Source organism: Janthinobacterium sp. SUN120 (assembly GCF_030397735.1).
Lineage (GTDB): Bacteria > Pseudomonadota > Gammaproteobacteria > Burkholderiales > Burkholderiaceae_D > Janthinobacterium > Janthinobacterium kumbetense.
Genome location: NZ_JAPUBW010000008.1, coordinates 218,999 through 237,599, shown reverse-complemented (window position 1 = coordinate 237,599; position 18,601 = coordinate 218,999). Strand labels below are relative to the sequence as shown.

14 protein-coding genes and 1 rRNA gene are annotated in these 18,601 nt (G+C 63.8%); 9 read left to right on the top strand and 6 right to left on the bottom strand.

Annotated features, from left to right (window positions below; all coding sequences use genetic code 11):
• The 6 genes from O0879_RS28330 to O0879_RS28305 all read right to left on the bottom strand — a co-directional run.
• Positions 1–91, bottom strand: a 16S ribosomal RNA gene (locus O0879_RS28330); the annotation flags it as partial.
• A 389-nt stretch (positions 92–480) separates the two neighbouring features.
• On the bottom strand, positions 481–1,209 hold the full coding sequence (locus tag O0879_RS28325) for a DUF2135 domain-containing protein (RefSeq protein WP_289913951.1): 729 nt from the start codon (positions 1,207–1,209) through the stop codon (positions 481–483).
• Between the two features lie 29 nt (positions 1,210–1,238).
• On the bottom strand, positions 1,239–2,936 hold the full coding sequence (locus O0879_RS28320; protein WP_289919978.1) for a DUF2300 domain-containing protein: 1,698 nt from the start codon (positions 2,934–2,936) through the stop codon (positions 1,239–1,241).
• A complete protein-coding gene (locus O0879_RS28315) occupies positions 2,936–7,471 on the bottom strand; it encodes an alpha-2-macroglobulin (RefSeq protein WP_289919976.1) in 4,536 nt (1,511 codons plus the stop codon). Before O0879_RS28315 ends, O0879_RS28320 begins: the two co-directional genes overlap by 1 nt.
• An 8-nt stretch (positions 7,472–7,479) precedes the next feature.
• Positions 7,480–8,154, bottom strand: coding sequence for a DUF1175 family protein (locus tag O0879_RS28310; protein ID WP_289919975.1), 675 nt, complete (start codon positions 8,152–8,154; stop codon positions 7,480–7,482).
• Positions 8,151–9,767, bottom strand: a complete 1,617-nt coding sequence (locus O0879_RS28305; protein ID WP_289919973.1) for a DUF2138 family protein — start codon at positions 9,765–9,767, stop codon at positions 8,151–8,153. The genes O0879_RS28310 and O0879_RS28305 overlap by 4 nt, the downstream gene beginning before the upstream one ends.
• 135 nt (positions 9,768–9,902) lie before the next feature.
• On the opposite strand from O0879_RS28305, the gene O0879_RS28300 reads away from it, so the two are divergent.
• The 9 genes from O0879_RS28300 (at position 9,903) to O0879_RS28260 (ending at position 18,596) form a co-directional block, all read left to right on the top strand.
• On the top strand, positions 9,903–11,423 hold the full coding sequence (locus O0879_RS28300; RefSeq protein WP_289919971.1) for a radical SAM protein: 1,521 nt from the start codon (positions 9,903–9,905) through the stop codon (positions 11,421–11,423).
• A 57-nt stretch (positions 11,424–11,480) separates the two neighbouring features.
• Positions 11,481–12,614: an ABC transporter permease gene (locus tag O0879_RS28295; protein ID WP_289900480.1), complete on the top strand. Its 1,134-nt coding sequence runs from the start codon at positions 11,481–11,483 to the stop codon at positions 12,612–12,614.
• Complete coding sequence (locus O0879_RS28290) at positions 12,614–13,510, top strand: ATP-binding cassette domain-containing protein (protein ID WP_289919968.1); 897 nt, start codon at positions 12,614–12,616, stop codon at positions 13,508–13,510. The genes O0879_RS28295 and O0879_RS28290 overlap by 1 nt, the downstream gene beginning before the upstream one ends.
• Entirely contained in the window at positions 13,510–14,469 is a 960-nt protein-coding gene (locus O0879_RS28285) for an MlaD family protein (protein WP_099666176.1), read from the top strand. The genes O0879_RS28290 and O0879_RS28285 overlap by 1 nt, the downstream gene beginning before the upstream one ends.
• A 12-nt stretch (positions 14,470–14,481) precedes the next feature.
• Positions 14,482–15,105 (top strand): ABC-type transport auxiliary lipoprotein family protein, encoded by a 624-nt coding sequence (locus tag O0879_RS28280; protein WP_289919966.1) that lies wholly within the window; start codon positions 14,482–14,484, stop codon positions 15,103–15,105.
• Positions 15,102–16,289, top strand: a complete 1,188-nt coding sequence (locus tag O0879_RS28275; protein ID WP_099666174.1) for a VanZ family protein — start codon at positions 15,102–15,104, stop codon at positions 16,287–16,289. Before O0879_RS28280 ends, O0879_RS28275 begins: the two co-directional genes overlap by 4 nt.
• 40 nt (positions 16,290–16,329) lie before the next feature.
• Positions 16,330–16,647, top strand: a complete 318-nt coding sequence (locus O0879_RS28270; RefSeq protein ID WP_034781335.1) for a ferredoxin — start codon at positions 16,330–16,332, stop codon at positions 16,645–16,647.
• 35 nt (positions 16,648–16,682) lie between these two features.
• Positions 16,683–17,336: an alpha/beta hydrolase gene (locus O0879_RS28265; RefSeq protein ID WP_289906930.1), complete on the top strand. Its 654-nt coding sequence runs from the start codon at positions 16,683–16,685 to the stop codon at positions 17,334–17,336.
• Between the two features lie 114 nt (positions 17,337–17,450).
• Positions 17,451–18,596, top strand: coding sequence for a D-alanyl-D-alanine carboxypeptidase family protein (locus O0879_RS28260; protein ID WP_099668326.1), 1,146 nt, complete (start codon positions 17,451–17,453; stop codon positions 18,594–18,596).
• Positions 18,597–18,601 lie beyond the last annotated feature (5 nt).

Here is an 18,601-nt window from a genome sequence, read left to right as displayed (position 1 = left end):
CACCAGAGCAAGCTCCGTGCTGCCGTTCGACTTGCATGTGTAAGGCATGCCGCCAGCGTTCAATCTGAGCCAGGATCAAACTCTTCAGTTTAATCTCTGTTACTTTGCCGTTTTACCGGCACCGTTATTTCTAACGGGTCGCTCACTCAAAAAACTGACAGGCCACTACTTTCGTAGCGCCTATTTCATTATTTCTTGTGAACATTTGATATTTTAAGTATTACAGCAATCCGAAGATCGCTGCTGCACTTACATCAAATGCCCACACTTATCGACTGTTAATTGTTAAAGAACTGTATTCGGCACTGCTTTCGCGCTATCGACAAAGCGTTGTGTTTGTCAGCTGCGAAGAAGGAAGAGTATGAAGCAATTTGCTACGTCCGTCAACTCCTTCTTTTTCTCGTCTCACTCGGCATTTGCATGCGTCGTTCAGCGAGGGGGCGAATTATAGCCAAGCAACAGCGTGTCCGCAAGAGCCATTTATGGCAAGACGAACGATTTCACCAAGGTCAGTTCGCCCGCGGCCCGCATCGGCACCTGGAAGCTCTGCAACTTTTCACGTGGCGTGCCTTCGTTGGTGATGATCGATATGCGGGCGACGGTCAGCATGGCGGTGTTCTCGCCGCTGCCGTAGTAATTCACATAGACGTGATAGTTGCCCTTCACGGGCGCCGAACTGGAGAAAATCTCCGGACCATAGCCGGTGGTCACGTCCACATCCAGCGCGCCGCCATCTTTCAGGACGCGATTGCCGTACCAGGCATGGCCGCCGTCCGGCGTGACCACATGCATATCGAGGTCGGTGCCGGCGCTGTCCCAGGACAGCACGATGCGCAGGCGCGCCTGGGTCTTGCCCTGGTAGCTGTCGACAAACTGGGTGCGCGCGCGGCTCCGGCCATCCGGCGAGCGCACTTCCACGCTGTTCGAACCGCTGCCGAAGCCATACGGACGGCCATAGCTGCCATCCTCGCCCACTTCCATCGGCATCGCCACGCCATTGACCACCAAAGTAGCGGGCTTGCCCTTGACGGCGCCTGCGATGCGTCCCCGTATCTGCGCCGTCTCGGCCTGGCCCGGCTGCAGGTTGACCGACGCGGCGGGGTAGTTGACCGCTTGCGTGTATTGCTCGCTGGCGCCGGCCGAATTGCGCCAACCACTCTTGGGGGCGTCGATGGTGACCTGGGCCTGCGCCCAGATTGGCAATAGCATTAGCGGAATCGAGCAGCGGATATAAAAACTCACAGGGCCTCCAGGTTAAGGTCGACGAGCCGGCGGGCCAGCCGCTCGACATATTCTTCGTCCTGGCCGCGCGGATGGTTGCGCAGGCCAAGATGCAGGTATTCATGGGCCAAGGTGATGCGGTCTTCGCGCGTGGCCAGCGGCCGCATGAAGATACGGTTGCGCGATTGTTCCGAATACGGCGCGCCGCTCTGCAAGGCGCACACCAGCGGCGCTGGCGACGGCGCCTCGTAGCCGGCCTCGCGCAGCAGCACGCGCTGCCAGCGCAGCACGGACCGCGCCAGCCAGTCCTCGTTCTGCGCCAGGCGCCGGCAACGTGCGCCGGTATTGCCAAAGGTACTCAGCGCGCCGCCAGGATACGCCGCCGCCAGCAATTCATCATAGTACTTGCCTTGTCTGGCCTGGCGCACCGCCTCGCTCCACGCCATCGTGCCCTCGGACGGCTGGTTACTGTGATAGCGCACGGTGACGCCATCGACGATCAGCTGGTCGGTCCAGCGCGCAATCGCCAGCGCCGCCGGCGTGGCGGGGCTGGGACTGACGCGCTGGGTCGCGCTGCTGTCAACGATCTGCTGGCAGCCCGCCACCGTCACCGCGTTCTGCTGCAGATACGTGCGCGCGGCGATCGCCAGCGCCTTGGCCGCTTCCGGCTCGCCGGCGTTCGCTTCGCGGTCGAGCACGCGCGCCACATATTCATTGACGCCGAAGCGGCCGCGCAATTGCGGACGGCCGCCCTTCTCCTGCAACAGCATCAATTCGCCCGTGCTGCGCAAGGCGAGGTTCTGGCCATTCTCGAATTGCACATGGTAGCGGCCATTCAGCGGGCCAGCTGCGGCCACGCCACGCTCGCCGCGCACGGCGCGGATCGGATAGCGCTTGAAGTAATCGACGACCACGCAGCCGCCATCGTCGGCCGCGCCCACTTTCGGCAAACTGGCGGCCAGCTTGGGCGCCCACTGTGCGAAGACATTGCTGCTGCCGCCCGCGCCGCCAAACCAGATCGGCGTGCCGTCGGCCAGCCAGCCGGCCGCGCCGCCGATACGCTCTTCTGCCTGACCCTTTTTCTGCTCGTGCCAGGAATACGTCTTTACGCGCAGCTGGCTGCCGAACCAGCGCGCCGTACCGGCGCCGCGTCCGTCGAGCACCACGCGCAGCAGCGCTGCCTCGGCATCCACGCGGCTGGCGGCCGGGATGCTGTCCAGCGCGCGCAGCAGGCTATCCAGGCGCACCGTGCGCGCCGGCGCCATCTGCGCGGGATCCGCCAGCCAGGCAAAGTCGCCTGCCGGCGCGCTCCCCAGACGGCCGCGCCAGTACTGGCGCCACGGCGTGGCCGTGATCATCAAGCGCTTGGGCGAGAAAAATGGGCCGCAGGACTGCGCCAGCGCCGCGTCGTGACCGATGCTCTGGCCCGCATCGCAGCAATACACCTCTTCCGGATCGCGGCCACCGCAGCGGTAATCCGGCATCGCTACCTTGTTATCCGTCGCATAGACATACACGAACAGCTTCCACAGGCTGGCCAGCGGTACTTGCCGCGCACCGTCAAACGGCGGCGAGAGGGGCTGCGTGGCGCCGCCCTGGCGCAGCTGCCGTACTTCCGTCTTGCCATCACGCCACCAGGCCACGTCCAGCGATGCAGACCACGCAGGTACGGCCAGCAGCAGGGTTGCCGTCAATGCAGGAAGTGCAACGCGCATCACTCGACCTTCAGCGCGCGCGTGGTCTTGCCGCCGCCTTCAAAGGCTTTCTGCTCCGGCTGATACATGCGGTAAAAGCGCGCAGGCGGCAGCACATAACTGCCCTTCTGCGCAAAGCGCAGCAAATGGCGCACGGTCACGTCGCCGGCCAAAGGCTCGATCGGCACGGCATAGCCGTCGCGGCGTTCGGTGTGGCGCGCGCGTTCCAGCGCGGCCGGCTTGTCACCTGCCATGACCATGCCCCATGTCGTCGATTCGACCATGGCGCCAGGTGGCAGCGCCACTTCCAGCAAACCAAAGCGGTGCTTCGCTCCCGGTGCAGCCTTCAAGGTGATTTCATCGAGGTACAGCGCGTCCGTGCTCAGCGCCTCGCCCGGCTTGACCAGCTCCGTCGTGTAGCCGCCCTTGCCCGCCTTCATGCGCAGGATGCGGCGCTCGACGGCAACCGGCAAGGTTTGCGCTTCGACGGCGTGGCTGTCGTACTGCAGCACGGCCACCGTGCCTGCGGGCACCGGTGCCGCGAGACGCAGTTTGTCAGGCTGGCCCTTGGCGTCGCTCCAGCGCCAGACCGGCTGGCCGCTGCGACTGTCGCGTTTTTGCCAGGCGCCATCCAGCGTGACGGCCGGCCCCTTGCCGAACGATGCGCCACCCAGTTTCTTTTGCACCCACATCAACGTCATCGCGCGGTCCAGGGTCGGCATCTCGGCGCGCACGCCAGCCAGCACCGCGTCGGCCTGCGATGGCGGCACTTCGCCGGCCAGCATCAGCAAGGCTTGCGCCACCGGCGCTTTCGATTCGCGCAAGACTTGCCAGGCGCTGGCCACTTGCAGTTGCAGCCCATGCGGCAAGGCGATGCCATTCTGGCCGGCCACCAGCGCCACCAGGCCCAGCGACATCGCTTGCGCTTCGCGGTCAAGGGCTCCGCCCAGCAGCAGGCTGCTACTGTCGCCCGCCTGGCGCGGCTTGCCGCCCAGGACGGCGATGGCGCTGTCGTCCACCAGGCCGGCTGCCAATGTCTGCGTGGGCAAGCCCATTTCGCGCGCCATCCACAGCACCAGCGCGCGGTCGCCCATCGCATCCTTCAAGCCATGTTCGCTGTAGACGGCCAGCAGCTTGTTCCAGTGCTCGGGCGGCAGCTCGATGCGCAGCGCGCGCGCCGCGTACCAGTCCGCGTAATAGGCGTAGGCCGTCATCAAGGCATTGCCGGCCGTGGCGTTCCCCCACCAACCGAAGACGGCGTTGGGGCCCGCCATCGACACCAGGCGCAGGCGCTGCGCCGTCAGCAGCGTTTGCAGATGCTCACCCGCCGCGCCGGCGTCCGGACCCAGGCTTTGCGTGGCCAGCGCCAGCGGAATCAAACGGCTCGCCGTCTGCTCCACGCAGCCATATGGATAGTCGATCAGGTCGTCGGCGATGCGCGCGAACTGGCTGGCTGCTCCTTGCGCGAACGAGATGCGGATATTGCGCGCGTCCGCCGGCAGCTTGAGTGGAATATCACCGACGGCGCCATCGAGCGGCAGCACCAGGGTGCGCGGACTGCTCCAGGCGGCAGGCAAGGTGTGCATGGCCGTGTCCAGCGCGTCAACCAGCTTGCCGTTCTGTTTCAGCTCCAGGCGCAGCGGCCCGGTAGCGCCAGCAGCGAGCGGAAACTCGACGTAGTTGACGCCCGGTTTGGCGGACAGTTTTTCCGTCTTCGGCTGCGCACCGCCGGAGAGAACGACGTCAAGCGCCTGCTCCTTGCCAGTCTGGTTGAACACGGCCACCGAGGCACGCGGCGCATCGCCAGCGCGCATCCAGTCGGGCGCCGTCCACTTGGCATAGAAGTTTTTGTCCGAACGCAGATAGGCCGTGCGTTGGCCCACGCGCCCCTGCTCGTCCATCGCGCGGCCCGTAATCCTCCAGCGGGTCAGCGCGTCCGGCATGGTGAAACTCACGCGCGCATTGCCATTCGCGTCGGTCTTCAGCGATGGCGCCCAGTACGCCGTATCGATATTGTCGCGGCGCGGACGTTCGAGCACCTTGACGCCGCGCTCGTTGTAATTGTGGCGCGCGGGCGCACCGGCGGTGCGGCCATGCGCCATGTCGTAGCTGATGAAAGACAGGCTGGCCGTGGTGCGCACGTTGTTGCGGCGCGGATGGTAGAAGAAGTCGCCGATATCCGGCGCGATTTCCGGCTGCAGCACATAAATCATTTCATCGACCACGCCCAGCGCCACCATGGTGCTCAGCGGCTTGCCGTCGAGGGTGGCCTTGACGTCCAGCGTCACCTTCTCGCCAGGCTGGTAGACCTCCTTGTCGCTTTTGAACTGCAGCGCGATGCGCGGCTCGATCACTTGCAGGCCCGCATTCTCGAAAACGAAATCGCCATTGCTCGTGTATGCCACCGAAAACGTCATGTTCGGGCCGTGCTCCTCCCTGACGGGGATGCGCACGCGCCACTGCCGCGGCGCCACGCGCTTCGCCTGGTACCAATCCGCGGCGCCGGCCATCAAGCCATGGTGCTCCACCTTGTCGCGTTCGAGCGTCAACAGCGCCTGGTCGACCTTGTCCGAGAACGTGATCAAGGCTTCGGCGGTGTCGCCCGGACGATAGCGGGCGCGGTCCAGCACGATCTCGATGCTGCCCGGCGTCGTTTGCACGCCATCGCCGGCGACCCAGTGGCTGGCGGCGGCCAGCAGGTTGCCCCGTTCGTCGCGCAGCGCCAGCTGATACGAACCCGATGCGGGGAATGTCACGTCCCAGCCCTTGGCGTTTGGATCGAATGCGCCCTCGGTCTTGCCTTGTTTTTCCAGCTGCACCATCTCCCAGCGCACGGGCTTGGCCGCGCCCTGGCCATCGGCCAGCAAGTCGAAATGCACGGACTGGCCCGGATCGGAAAACTGGCGCGCGGCCTTCAACTGGTAGCTGCTGCTCGAGCGTTCTATCATCAGCTCGCGCGTCGCCTTGACGCGGTAGGCCGCGCCATCGGTCGCCAGCACGGTCAGGATGTAGCGCGAAGGGTCGGCGGCGGGCGGCAAGGTGAAGTCCACATTGCCGCTGCCGTCGCTCGTCACTTCCTCGGTCTTCAAGGCCACGGGGAACAGGCCGCTGTAACGCAACTCGCCCTCGACCATGGTGTTTTGCTGGCCGCGCAGCGACAAGGTCATCTTCGCGTTTTTCACCGGCTTGCCATCAGGGTAGCGCAGCGCGATGCTGCCCTTGACCGCCTCGCCCGTCTTGAACTCCGGCTTCGATGGCTGGACGTTGATTTCAAAGTGCGGCTTGATGTATTCGGCCACGCGGAAGGCCGCGCCATATACGCCATCCTTGTAATTGAAGCGCAGTTCATAGCCGCCGGCGGTGGCTTCCGTCGGCAGGCGGAAGCGCGTGTCGGCACCCGTGTCGCCGGACAGCTGCAGCGTTTGCGTCAGCAGCGGCGTGCCATTCGGATTGAGCACGGTCAAGCTTAGCGGCGCGCTGGCCGCCGCCTGCGAGTTGCGCGCCGACGTGAATTCGCGACCCACAAACTTGACGTTGACCTCGTCGCCGGGCCGGTACAGGGGCCGGTCCGTCACCGCATAAATCTTGGTATTATAGATTTCGCTGTCATAGTAAAAATTCTCGGACACGAACACGCCGCCGGCGCGGTCCTGGCCCAGCACATACGTGTGTTCGGGGCTGCCGCGCTCGAGCGATGCGACACCGTCGGCGCCCGTGGTGGCCGACTGCAGCACGCCGGTGCCGTCGGTCCACGCCACGCTGGCGCCGGACACGGCGGCGCTGTTGTCGCGCCGTGCCGTCCACACCAGCATCTGGCCGGACGATACCTTGGTGACGGCCACCGTGTCCGACACGAACACCAGGGTGGTGGCGCGGTGTTCGCCGATGATCGCTTCGATCAGGTACAAGCCAGGCTGGCGTTTGCCCAGCGGGATCATCACGTTGCCGGCGCCGGCGACGATGAAATCGCTGCTCGATCCATCGAGCTTGACGCCTTTCGGCGGCGTGATGGCCTTGGCCTGCCAGATCGGATAGCGGAAGCTGTCGACCAGCTCCATGCCCTTGATCGGCTTGTATTGCGGATGGTTGGCGAACACAGTGCGCCGGCGGATCGCGTCATTCGTCGCCAATTGCGGCTGCTCCTTCGTTACCGCAAGGCGCGCCTCGCCGGAAAACAGCTTGCGCCAGGCCAGGCGCGACTGCTTCCACCAGCTATCCCATAGAAAGCTCAAGGTGTTGGCCAGGCCCTCGCCCTGGTAATTGCCCTCCACCTGGATGCGGTGCAGATTGCGCTGCTTTTTCAGGAATTCCATCGGTTCGGGCACGCGGTAGACGACGATGTCGGCGCCCGAATACGCTTCCAGGTTCATGCGCCCCATGTCGCGCCCCGGCACCTCGAGCCGCACGCGCGCTTCATCAAGACTGCCGTAACTGGCATCCGACAGCAGGAAGAAGGGTTCGCCCTTGAAGGTGGCGTAGTTGCTCGGTTCGCGTTCCTGCGCCGAGGCGCCGCCAATGAGGACCAACGCCAGCAGGCTGGCAAATAACAGCTTCATGAGAAGCTTCATGACAGGAACGCCAGCCGGAACACACCGGCGAAATTCGGATTGTTGACCACAGGTTGCCACCGCGTGTCCTTCCAGCTCGTAAGTTCTTTGATATCGACGGTCCGCAGACCATTGTCGTCGGGGGTGACGGTGCCGGTGTGGTAGGCGATGCGCGCCCCCATCCAGACCATCAGGTGCTGTTCGTCGCCCTGGTCGAAAAACAGCAGGTCGCCGGGCAGCGCCTGGCTGATTTCGCGGGCGATGAAACGGCTGTTGCGCTGAACCAGCGCCAGCGCCGTGACGAAGTGGCCGACCGTGCCATCCGTCTGCACCCAGTGGTTGCGCAGGGCCGCCTGGGCCGCGCTCAATTCCAGCTCGGGCGGCAGGCGCCGGTCGCTGGCGATGCCGTTCGCGCGCAGCCATTTCGCATCATGCACGGTGAGCGCCTCATTGACGGCAAAGCGCACGAGGCCCGCGCAATCGCGGTGCGTCCAGCGCGGCGACGGCCCCCGTTCGATCTGCACATTGACAATGCGCAACATCCAGGCCTGGAAGGCGCGGCTCTGGGCTTGCGACAGCTGCACTTGCGGTTCGGTAGCCGCGCGCAGGGCCCACGCCCGGGGCATTGCCACGGTGGCGGCGCAAGCCGCGAACCAGCGCAAGGCAGCGCGGCGCGCGTGCCGCACCGTCATCGCGCAGTCTCCTGCCATTCCAGCGCTTCCCATGCGGTGCCGCTGGCTGGCTGCCGCTTGAGCACCATGCGCAGCGGCGGATATTTTTTCAAGGCGTTCAGGCGCGGCACCAGGTGTTCGTTGGCGGCCGCGCGCAGGACCGGTTCGTTATTCGCCGGCAGAGTATCGAAGGCTTCCAGCTGGATCAGCCGGGCCAGCGACGCGGGCGCGATCAGGCCGATGGTGTGCGCGCCATCGGGCAGCAGGTCGCTGGCGGCCGGCGCCTGCTTGCGGCGCACGGCCAGCACCTGGTCCACCAGCTTGCCGTCGGCCGAGAAGACAACCGTATTGCCGGCCACGGCCAGCGCCGGCGTGGACTGGCCCAGTGCCGTGGCGACGCTGCGCTCCCAGCGTACGAACTCACCTTTACTATCCTTGCCGGTCGTCCTGCGCACGGGGTCCTTGCCGCCGATGGCCGCCTCGAACAGGCTGCCATATGCAGCGTCATCCCCGGCCTGCGCGCTGCGCGTGGCGACAAACACCGGCGTATGCAGGCGCGAAGTGCCGTACCAGCAGGCGGCGGCCGGCCCTTGCAAGTGCCCGGCCAGCGGCACCACCGGCTCGGAAGTCTTGCTCCCCAGGCGCTTGAGCACGGGCTGCAGCGCGGCCCAGTCCACCGGCACGCTGAAGCAGGCGCTGGGACTGTGCGGCAGCACGGGCCACAGGGCGCTGCTGTCATAGCCGCCGTTTTTCAGCTTGTCCGCATTGAGCAGCACCTTGGACTGCCAGGCGCCCTGTTGAAAATCGAAGCGCAGCGCTTCGAGCGCGCCGAAGAAGGGCTGGTAGCCGAACGACAGGAAGTCTGCCTTGACGGCGATGCTGTGGCCCTCGGGCGCGGCGCCGTCGAGATGGAATTGCGCATGAAAGACGTTCTGTTTGGCAGCCTCCGGCGCCAGCAGGCTGGCCACGGTTTTCTCGGCCGTGCCATCGCCGCTCTTGCCGTCGCTGCCGCCATACAGCATGCCGGGATGGGACAGGATGACCAGGCGCTGGCCGTGCGCGGCAAACAGCAAGGTGCGCTGGTAGGCGTAATTGAGCGCATACACGGGCACCTGGCCGCCATCGACGCGCAAACTGCCGGCCACGCGCATCTGCGTATCCTTCAAGGCGATCTTGCCCGCTTCCTCGAGCAGGCGCGTCAGCTGGTTGCGCGATACGGCAATGGCAAAATGCTTGAGCGAGCCGTCGGCGTCGCGCCACAGGGCCACTTCCGCAGGCTGGTCCAGCACCATGCGCAGCAGCTGGTCGCCCCATCCCAGTTCATGTTCGTAGGCGATGCGGCGCAAACTGCCCTTGAGCCCCAGCCGGTCTTCGCTCTGCTCGTAATAGAACAGGAAATCCTCGCGCAGCACGTCGCGCGCCAGCGGCACCGTCAGCAAGTCGCGCGGCAAGGTCGACAGGCTTTTCGTGCGGACCAGCGCGTCGGGCCTGGACAAGTCCAGCTTCAAGCCGTTGACCGGTCCCATCGCGCCCCAGCCGAAGACCCGGTAACCGACCAGCGCGGCCGCCACCACGGCCACGCCAGCCAGCGCCCCGAGCAGAACTTTCTTATTGAGTACTTTTTTCGCCAGCACCGTATATCCCTTTTTACCTGCCGTAGCATTGACAAGTTAGTAATTATTGACAAATGGTAACATGGCATTTGTGGCCGCAGCGCACAGCTGACGCGACAGCGTAAAATAGCGGTTTCGCCGTTTCAATCGCCTCCCATGACCATCCTGCTCTCCACCCTGAACGCCCGCTACACCCACGCCTCGCTGGGATTGCGCTATTTGCTGGCCAATATGGGGCCGCTGCAAGCGCAGACGCGGCTGCAGGAATTCGTCATCGGCACGAAAACCACGGAACTGGTCGAGCGCATCCTGCAAAACAAGCCCCGCATCATCGGTTTTGGCGTGTATATATGGAACGTCGAGGAAACGACGAAGCTGGTGGCCATGCTCAAGCGCGTGGCGCCTGAAGTCATCATCGTGCTGGGCGGGCCGGAAGTGTCGCATGAGGCGGGCGAGCAAGAGATCGTCAAGCTGGCCGACTACCTGATCACGGGCTGGGGCGACGTCACCTTCCCCAAGCTGTGCGGCGAGATCCTCCACGGGCCGAAGCCGCTGATGAAGATCCACGCGGGCGTGCAAGCCCCGCTGGCGGAACTGCAGCTGCCCTACTCCTTGTATACGGACGACGATATCCGCCACCGCACGATCTACGTGGAAGCGTCGCGCGGCTGCCCGTTCAAGTGCGAATTCTGCCTGTCGGCGCTGGACAAGACGGCCTGGCCCTTCGCACTGGAGAACTTCCTGGCCGAGATGGAGTCCCTGCATGCGCGCGGCGCGCGCCTGTTCAAGTTCGTCGACCGTACCTTCAACCTGAACATCAAGACCAGCCTGAAGATCATGCAATTCTTTCTGGACAAGATCGAGGCGAATCCGGACGATCCGATCTACGCCCACTTCGAGCTGGTGCCCGACCACTTGCCCGACGCCTTGAAAGAAGGCATCAGCAAGTTCCCGCCCGGCGCGCTGCAATTTGAAATTGGCATCCAGAGTTTCAATCCGGACGTGCAATCGCTGGTCAGCCGCAAGCAGGACAATCAAAAGGCGGCCGACAACATCCGCTGGCTGTGCGAAGAATCGAACGCCCACTTGCACGTGGACTTGATCGCCGGCTTGCCGGGCGAGGATGAAGCGAGCTTCGCGGCCGGCTTCAACAAGCTGGTGGCCTTGAAACCGCATGAAATCCAGTTCGGCATATTAAAACGGCTGCGCGGCACGCCCATCATCCGCCATACGGAAAACTATGGCATGGTGTTCGACCCGCACCCGCCGTACACCATCCTGGCGAACAAGCAGCTCGATTTCATGAGCATGCAGCGCCTCGTGCGCTTCGCCCGCTACTGGGACCTGGTGGCCAACTCGGGCCGCTTCGCCAATACGGTGCAATGGATGCTGGGCGATGCGCCGTTTGAAAACTTCATGGACTTTTCGAACTGGCTTTACGCCCATACGGACGCCACCCACCGCATCGCCATGGAGCGCCTGGCCAAGCTGGTGGCGCAATGGCTGCAGACGCGCGGCATGAGCGCGCTTGAAGCCAATGCCCTCGTGGCCAGCGACTATGCGGGCGGCGCGCAGACGGCTGCGCACGCCAAGCCAGCCGAAGTGAGTACTAGCAATGCCAAGGTGCGCCCGGACGTCGCCCTGCCGCAGCGGCAGGCGCGCCACCTGGCGTCCTGAGGGGCCGGCGATTGAACAGCGGTGGCGGTCTGCGCCATTCTCCCTTAAACTGGCACGATGCCGACTGTACAATCGCCGAAACTGACCCTCTCCCAGACCAGCTCCCAACAGGGAGCCCTTGTCACTGCCAGCGGCACCTGGCAGGTGCACGCGCTGGCGCATGACAATGCGATCAAAGCCATCGATGCCCAGCTCAAGCCCTTGCAGGGCGATGCGAAGGCGCAATGGGACCTGTCGGCCATCGACAGCATGGACCATATCGGCGCCCAGCTGTTCTGGAATGCCTGGGGCAAGCGGCGTCCCGCGCAACTGACCCTGGCGCCGTCGCAGGAAGAGTTTTTCCGGCGCATCGAGGAAACGGGGCCGCTGGAAACGCCGCCCTCGCGCGCCAACCGCCTCACGCCCGTGATGAAGCTGGGCATGGCTATTTTGCTGTTTTTCCAACATTTAAAGGGTTTTATCGCCCTCGTGGGCCAGGTCACGCAGGATATCGGCCGCTTCGCGCGCCATCCCATGCGCGGGCCGTGGCGCGAAATTTCCGCCAATATCTTCCATGCGGGCTTCCAGGCGCTGGGCATCACGGCCCTCGTCGGCTTCCTGATCGGTGTCGTGCTGTCCTATCTGTCCGCGCAGCAACTGCGCGCCTTTGGCGGCGACATTTACCTGGTCAACCTGCTGGGCATGAGCGTCATCCGCGAACTGGGGCCATTGTTGGCCGCCATCCTCGTTGCCGGCCGCTCCGGTTCGTCCATCACGGCCCAGCTGGGCGTCATGCGCGTCACGGAAGAGCTCGACGCCATGCTGGTGATGGGCATTTCGCACGGTTTCCGCCTGATCATGCCGAAAGTGCTGGCCCTGGCCATTTCCATGCCTCTGCTCGTCATCTGGACGGATACGGCCGCGCTGATCGGCGGCATGGTGGCGGCCAAGGTGGAACTGAATCTGTCGGCGCGCTACTTCATCCAGAAGCTGCCGGATGCCGTGCCGCTGGCCAACTACATGATCGGCCTGGGCAAGGGCGTGATTTTCGGCATGCTGATCGCGCTCGTCTCGTGCCATTTCGGCCTGCGCATCAAGGCCAACACGGAAAGCCTGGGGCGCGGCACCACCACCGCCGTCGTCACGGCCATCACCGTGGTGATCCTGGCCGACGCCGTGTTCGCCATCGTCTTCAATGGAGTGGGCTACTGATGGCGGACGACACCAATATCGCCTGTGGCACGGGCAAGGAAGGCCAGTTCAACCTGCATGGCGACGCGCCCGTGGTGGACATCACCAATCTGTGGACCAAGTTCGGCCGCACCGTCGTGCACCAGGACTTGAACCTGGAAATCGAACGGGGCGAGATCCTTTCCATCGTGGGCGGCTCCGGCACAGGCAAGACGGTGCTGCTGCGCCAGATGCTGGGCCTGGAACATCCGGCGCGCGGATGCGTCAAAGTCTTTGGCGAAGATATCAACCAGGCAAGTTCCGACCAGTTGCAGCAATTGCGCAACCACTGGGGCATGCTGTTCCAGCAAGGCGCCCTGTATTCGGCCCTGACTGTGTTCGACAACGTGGCCCAGCCGATGCGCGAATTGCGCGTGCTGCCCGAGGCGCTGGTGCACGACGCGGTACTATTGAAGATGAATATGGTGGGCCTGGGCCCGGAACATGCGCTGAAAATGCCGTCGGACTTGTCGGGCGGCATGATCAAGCGCGTGGCCCTGGCCCGCGCCCTGGCGCTGGAACCGAAGCTGCTGTTCCTCGACGAGCCGACGGCCGGCCTGGACCCGGACCTGTCGGAAAGTTTCGTGTCCCTGATCCAGTCGCTGCACCGCGAACTGGGCTTGACGGTGGTGATGGTCACGCATGACCTCGACACTTTGTTCGCCCTGTCCACGCGCATCGCCGTGCTGGCGGAAAAACACGTGATCGCCATCGGCCCCACGCGCGAGGTGATCGAAGTCGACCACCCGTTCATCAAGCAATTTTTCCTCGGCGACCGCGGCAAGCGCGCGCTGGCCGTCCTCGACGAGAAACAGGCGGCCGGCAAGGCGGCGCAGCCGGGCGACGACGCCGGCACAGACAAGAAAGCGGAGAAGTAATGGAAAACAGATCACATGCCCTGATGACGGGATTTTTTACACTCACCCTGCTGGTGGCCGCCATCCTGTTCGGCGTCTGGTTCAACCGCGACCGCGTGGAACGGGTGCCGTACCTGCTCGCCACCACCCTGTCCGTGCCGGGCCTCAATCCGCAGGCGACCGTGCGCTACCGGGGCCTGGAAGTGGGCAAGGTGGACGCCATCGACTTCGACACGCAAAAAGCGGGGCAAATCCTCGTGCACATCAGCGTGGCGCCGGACACCCCCGTCACGAATACCACCTTTGCCACCCTGGGCTACCAGGGCGTGACGGGTATCGCCTACATCCAGCTCGACGACGAGCACGTGGGCTCGACACTGCTGGGCACCAGCAAGGACAAGCCCTCGCTGATCCCCCTGCGCGCGGGCTTGCTCGACCAGCTGGAAAAGCGCGGCAAGCGCATCCTCGACCAGGCCGAACAGATCACCAACAAGGTGAATAACCTGCTCAGCCCCGACAACCAGGCGGCCATGCTGGGCGCCTTCAACGAAGTGGGCAAGGCGGCCAAGGCCTTCGGCGCCATTCCGCAGCAGCTGGAGCCGACCCTGACGCAATTGCCGCAACTGACGGAACAAACGCGCCAAACCTTGACGGCCGTCAGTACGGCCAGCAAGAACGTGTCGGACTTGACAGCCACGTGGAAAAAGCTGGGCAACGATATCCAGGCGCCCGGCGGCGTGCTCGAGAAGGTCAATGGCACGGTCGACCGGGTCGGCAATTCCGTGGAAACGGTGGCCAATGGCGTATCGCTGGAAGTCTTGCCGCAGGTAATCGAGCTGAGCGGCGAGGCGCGTTCCTCGATGCGCGCCTTGAAAACCACCATGAGCACGCTCAATGAACAGCCGCAGAGCATCTTGTTCGGCGCCCCAGACATTCCGCCCGGCCCGGGCGAGCCCGGTTTTTCGGCGCCGGGCAAATAAGGAGATTGCACGATGAACTTCCCCCGCTTTTCCCCTGTCAGCGTGCTGACCCTGGCCACGGCATTGTTGCTCGGCGGCTGCGCCAGCCGCGGCCCCGTCCCCACTTTCTATGACTTCGGCCCGCCGGCGCCGCAGGCGGCGGCAGTACAACCGGCCGCGCCAGCCGTGCCCGTGCTGGTGATCGCCGACGCCAACGGCCCATCCTGGCTGGACAGCCAGCGCATGTATTACCGATTGCTGTACGCCGACGCGCAGCAATCGCGGCCGTACGCCTACAACCGCTGGAACACGCCGCCGCTGCAACTATTAAGCCAGCGCCTGAAGACGCGCGTGGCGCAAAGCGGCGTGAAAGTGCTGTCGACCACGGACGCGGCCGCCGGCATGCCCCTGCTGCGCATCGACGTCGATGATTTTTCGCAAAACTTCGATACGCAGACGCAGAGCAGCGGCCACGTGTCGCTGCGCGCCTCGCTGTTCCGCGGCCACCGCCTGATCGACCAGAAAACCTTCAGCCGCAGCGGCCCGGCAAGCAGCCCCGACGCGCAAGGGGGCGCGCAGGCGCTGGCGGCGGCCTCGGACGCCATCGCCGCCGACCTGCTGACCTGGCTGGGCACGCTGACCATCCCGAAAGAATGACGGCGCCAGCTTCCCCCGCCAGTCCGGCGGCACCACTGCCGCCCGCCCGCTCCTCGCCCGTGTCGCGCGCGACCCTGCTCGCCTACGTCTTCCTGATCGTGTACGCCAGCTGGTTTCCATTCACGGGCTGGCACAGCAATGGCTTGTCGCCGCTGACGTTCCTGGAAAACACGCGCATGCCCCGTTACTGGACGGGCTTTGACGTGGGCATCAACGTCGTCGGCTACATCCCGCTGGGCGCCTTGATCGTGTATTCGCTGTTTCCAAGGATCACGGGTTTCTTTGCCGTCATCGTCGCCAGCCTGTGCGGCGTGCTGATTTCCGGCAGCATGGAAGCCGTGCAAACCTATCTGCCCAGCCGCGTTTCGTCGAACCTGGACTTTTATACGAACTCGGCCGGCTGCTTCATCGGTTCCCTCATCGGCGCCTTGACGGCGCGCAAGCTGCTCGACCATAGCCATTTGTACCGGTTGCGCCAGCGCTGGTTTGCCCAGCACGCCAGCCAGGGCCTGGTGCTGGTGGCCCTGTGGCCGCTGGCGCAAATCTATCCGCAAGGCTATCTGTTCGGCCTGGGCCAACTGCTGCCCATCCTGTCGGACTGGCTGTCGCGCCTGGCGGGCATGGAGATCGACCTGGCCACGTATCTGCGGCCCGACGTGATCTTAACTGTCGAGCAATATTGGCTTTCAGAAACCATTATCACGGCCTGCGGCATGACGGGCGCCGTGCTCACCTTGCTATGCCTGCTGCGCCGCGCCGCGCCCCGCGCCGTGCTGATGCTGATCCTCATCGCCGCCGCCCTGACCGTGCGCTCGATGGCCAGCGCGCTGCTGTTTTCGCCGGAAAACGCCTTCGTCTGGATCACGCCGGGCGCCCAGGGCGGTTTCCTGATCGGCCTGATCATGCTGGGCGGCCTGGCGTTCGCGCCCCACGTGGCGCAACGCCGCATCGCGGCCGCCACCTTGCTGTTGAGCCTGGTAATGGTGAATACGACGCCGATCAACCCGTATTTCATGTCGACCTTGCAAGGTTGGGTGCAAGGCAAGTTCCTCAACTTCAATGGCGCGGCGCAATTCCTCGCCTTGCTGTGGCCCTTCATGGCCCTGTGGTTCCTGTGCCTGCCCTCGCACCGCCTGAACCGGCAGGAAGACGCGCAGCGCCAGCGTCGCGAAGACCACCCATAAGCGTTATCATGGCGCATTGATGAATCAGCAGGAGAATAGTATGAGCGACGCACCGTATTTTGAACGCCACGTTTTTTTCTGCATGAATAAACGTGAAGACGGCCGCAACAGCTGCGGCGACCATGGCGCGGAAGCGGCGCAAAAGCATTGCAAGCGCCGCATCAAGGAGCTCGACATGAATGGCGCAGGCAAGATCCGCATCAACCAGGCCGGCTGCATGGACCGCTGCGAAGAAGGCCCGCTGCTGGTGATCTACCCGGAAGCGACCTGGTACACCTATGTCGACACCAGCGATATCGATGAAATCATCGATACGCACCTGGTGGGCGGCAAAATTGTCGAACGCCTCAAGATTTAATGCCAATTTAAGAGATACCCACCAGTATGAGCATCATGAACAGAAACTCGGAAAAATTTACCCTCGCCGGCCATGCAGGCAGCATGGAAGGCTTGCTCGATTTCCCGGCAGACACTCCGCGCGGCATCGCCCTCGTTGCCCACCCGCACCCGCTGTACGGCGGCACGATGGATAACAAGGTCACGCAAACCCTGGCGCGCGCGTTTGTCGCGCTCGGTTACGTGGTGGCGCGCATCAACTTCCGCGGCGTCGGCGCGTCCGAAGGCGTGCACGACCATGGCGTGGGCGAGACGGACGACATGCAATTGCTGTATGAACACATGCGCAGCCTGTATCCGGGCTTGCCCGTGGCCTTGTCCGGTTTCTCGTTCGGCACCTTCGTGCAATCGAAACTGCAGGAACGCCTGGCCGCCGCCGGCACGCCCGCCGAGCGCCTGGCGCTGATCGGCAGCGCGGCCGGCAAGTGGGCCATGGCGGACATTCCCGCCGACACCATCCTGATCCACGGCGAACTGGACGACACGATTCCCCTGTCCGCCGTCTTCGACTGGGCCCGTCCACAAGACATTCCCGTGATCGTGATCCCCGGCGCCGACCATTTTTTCCACCGCAAGCTCAATCACATCAAGAACCTCGTGATTGCCCTGTGGCATGGTGACAAACCCGCAATAGCAGCAGATGATCATTGAAGTGTGGGCTTACTAGCGCCTCCACGGCTATAATTGATCCGTTTTTTCCACGCGGCCATGCAGGTAGCAACAGCATGGCCCTCAGCCTTCATCTTTTTCTCGCAGACCAGCCCCATGAAAAAACTTTTAGCGGCACTGGCCTCCAGTGTATTGTTCTTTTCCGCCGCCTACGCCCAGAGCGTTCCAGCCCCGACCATCGCCGCCAAGTCCTGGCTGTTGCTTGACGCCACCAGCGGCCAGATCATTGCTTCGCAAGATCCGGACGCGCGCATCGAGCCGGCTTCGTTGACCAAGATCATGACGGCTTACCTGACGTTTGCCGCCATCCGCGAAAAGAAACTGGCGCTGGACCAAAAAGTGAATGTGTCCGTGCGTGCCTGGAAAGTCGATTCGAGCAGCTCGAAGATGTTCATCGACCCGGCCACGCCCGTGTCGATCGACGACTTGCTGCATGGCCTGATGATTCAATCGGGTAACGATGCCGCCGTGGCCCTGGCTGAAGCCGTGGCCGGCGATGAAGGCACCTTCGTCGTGCTGATGAACCGCGAAGCGCAACGCATGGGTCTGAAAAACACGCGTTTTGCCAATCCGCATGGCTTGCCTAGCCCAGATAACTATTCCACAGCACAAGACCTGTCCGTGCTGGCCAAGCGCGTGATCGCCGACTACCCGGAATTCTACAAAATCGATTCCGTGAAAAGCTTTACGTACAACAAGATCACCCAGCCTAACCGCAACCGCCTGCTGTGGCTGGACCCAACCGTGGACGGCATGAAGACGGGCCATACGGAAGCGGCCGGCTATTGCATGATCGCCTCGGCCCGCCGTCCAGGCGGCACGGGCGAGCGCCGCCTGATCTCCGTGGTGCTGGGCACCACGTCGGACCAGGCCCGCACGCAGGAAAGCCAGAAGCTGCTGAACTGGGGCTTCCAGAACTTCGATACGGTCAAGCTGTACTCGAAAGGCCAGGCCGTGGCCACGCCGGAAGTGTGGAAGGGCTCGAAAGGCACCGTGAAAATCGGTTTCGCCCGCGATGTGCTCGTCACCGTACCAAAAGGCACGGCTGCCAAGATGAAACCTGTGCTGGAACGCAAGGACCCGCTGGTCGCGCCACTGGCTGAAAACGCGCCTGTCGGCAAACTGAAAATGATGGTCGACGACAAGGTCCTGCTGGAACTGCCGGTCGTTGCACTGGAAACCATCAACCAGGCCACGATCTTCGGCCGCGCCTGGGATTCGATGCGCCTGTGGTTGAAATAAGCAGT

What these genes read in the sequence shown, in the direction of transcription:
- O0879_RS28265 (WP_289906930.1), top strand. Translation starts at nt 16,683, where the DNA reads ATGAACAGAAACTCGGAAAAATTTACCCTCGCCGGCCATGCAGGCAGC.
- O0879_RS28320 (WP_289919978.1), bottom strand. Translation starts at nt 2,936, where the DNA reads ATGCGCGTTGCACTTCCTGCATTGACGGCAACCCTGCTGCTGGCCGTA.
- O0879_RS28275 (WP_099666174.1), top strand. Translation starts at nt 15,102, where the DNA reads ATGACGGCGCCAGCTTCCCCCGCCAGTCCGGCGGCACCACTGCCGCCC.
- O0879_RS28310 (WP_289919975.1), bottom strand. Translation starts at nt 8,154, where the DNA reads ATGACGGTGCGGCACGCGCGCCGCGCTGCCTTGCGCTGGTTCGCGGCT.
- O0879_RS28270 (WP_034781335.1), top strand. Translation starts at nt 16,330, where the DNA reads ATGAGCGACGCACCGTATTTTGAACGCCACGTTTTTTTCTGCATGAAT.
- O0879_RS28295 (WP_289900480.1), top strand. Translation starts at nt 11,481, where the DNA reads ATGCCGACTGTACAATCGCCGAAACTGACCCTCTCCCAGACCAGCTCC.
- O0879_RS28290 (WP_289919968.1), top strand. Translation starts at nt 12,614, where the DNA reads ATGGCGGACGACACCAATATCGCCTGTGGCACGGGCAAGGAAGGCCAG.
- O0879_RS28285 (WP_099666176.1), top strand. Translation starts at nt 13,510, where the DNA reads ATGGAAAACAGATCACATGCCCTGATGACGGGATTTTTTACACTCACC.
- O0879_RS28315 (WP_289919976.1), bottom strand. Translation starts at nt 7,471, where the DNA reads ATGAAGCTGTTATTTGCCAGCCTGCTGGCGTTGGTCCTCATTGGCGGC.
- O0879_RS28280 (WP_289919966.1), top strand. Translation starts at nt 14,482, where the DNA reads ATGAACTTCCCCCGCTTTTCCCCTGTCAGCGTGCTGACCCTGGCCACG.
- O0879_RS28260 (WP_099668326.1), top strand. Translation starts at nt 17,451, where the DNA reads ATGAAAAAACTTTTAGCGGCACTGGCCTCCAGTGTATTGTTCTTTTCC.
- O0879_RS28325 (WP_289913951.1), bottom strand. Translation starts at nt 1,209, where the DNA reads ATGCTATTGCCAATCTGGGCGCAGGCCCAGGTCACCATCGACGCCCCC.
- O0879_RS28300 (WP_289919971.1), top strand. Translation starts at nt 9,903, where the DNA reads ATGACCATCCTGCTCTCCACCCTGAACGCCCGCTACACCCACGCCTCG.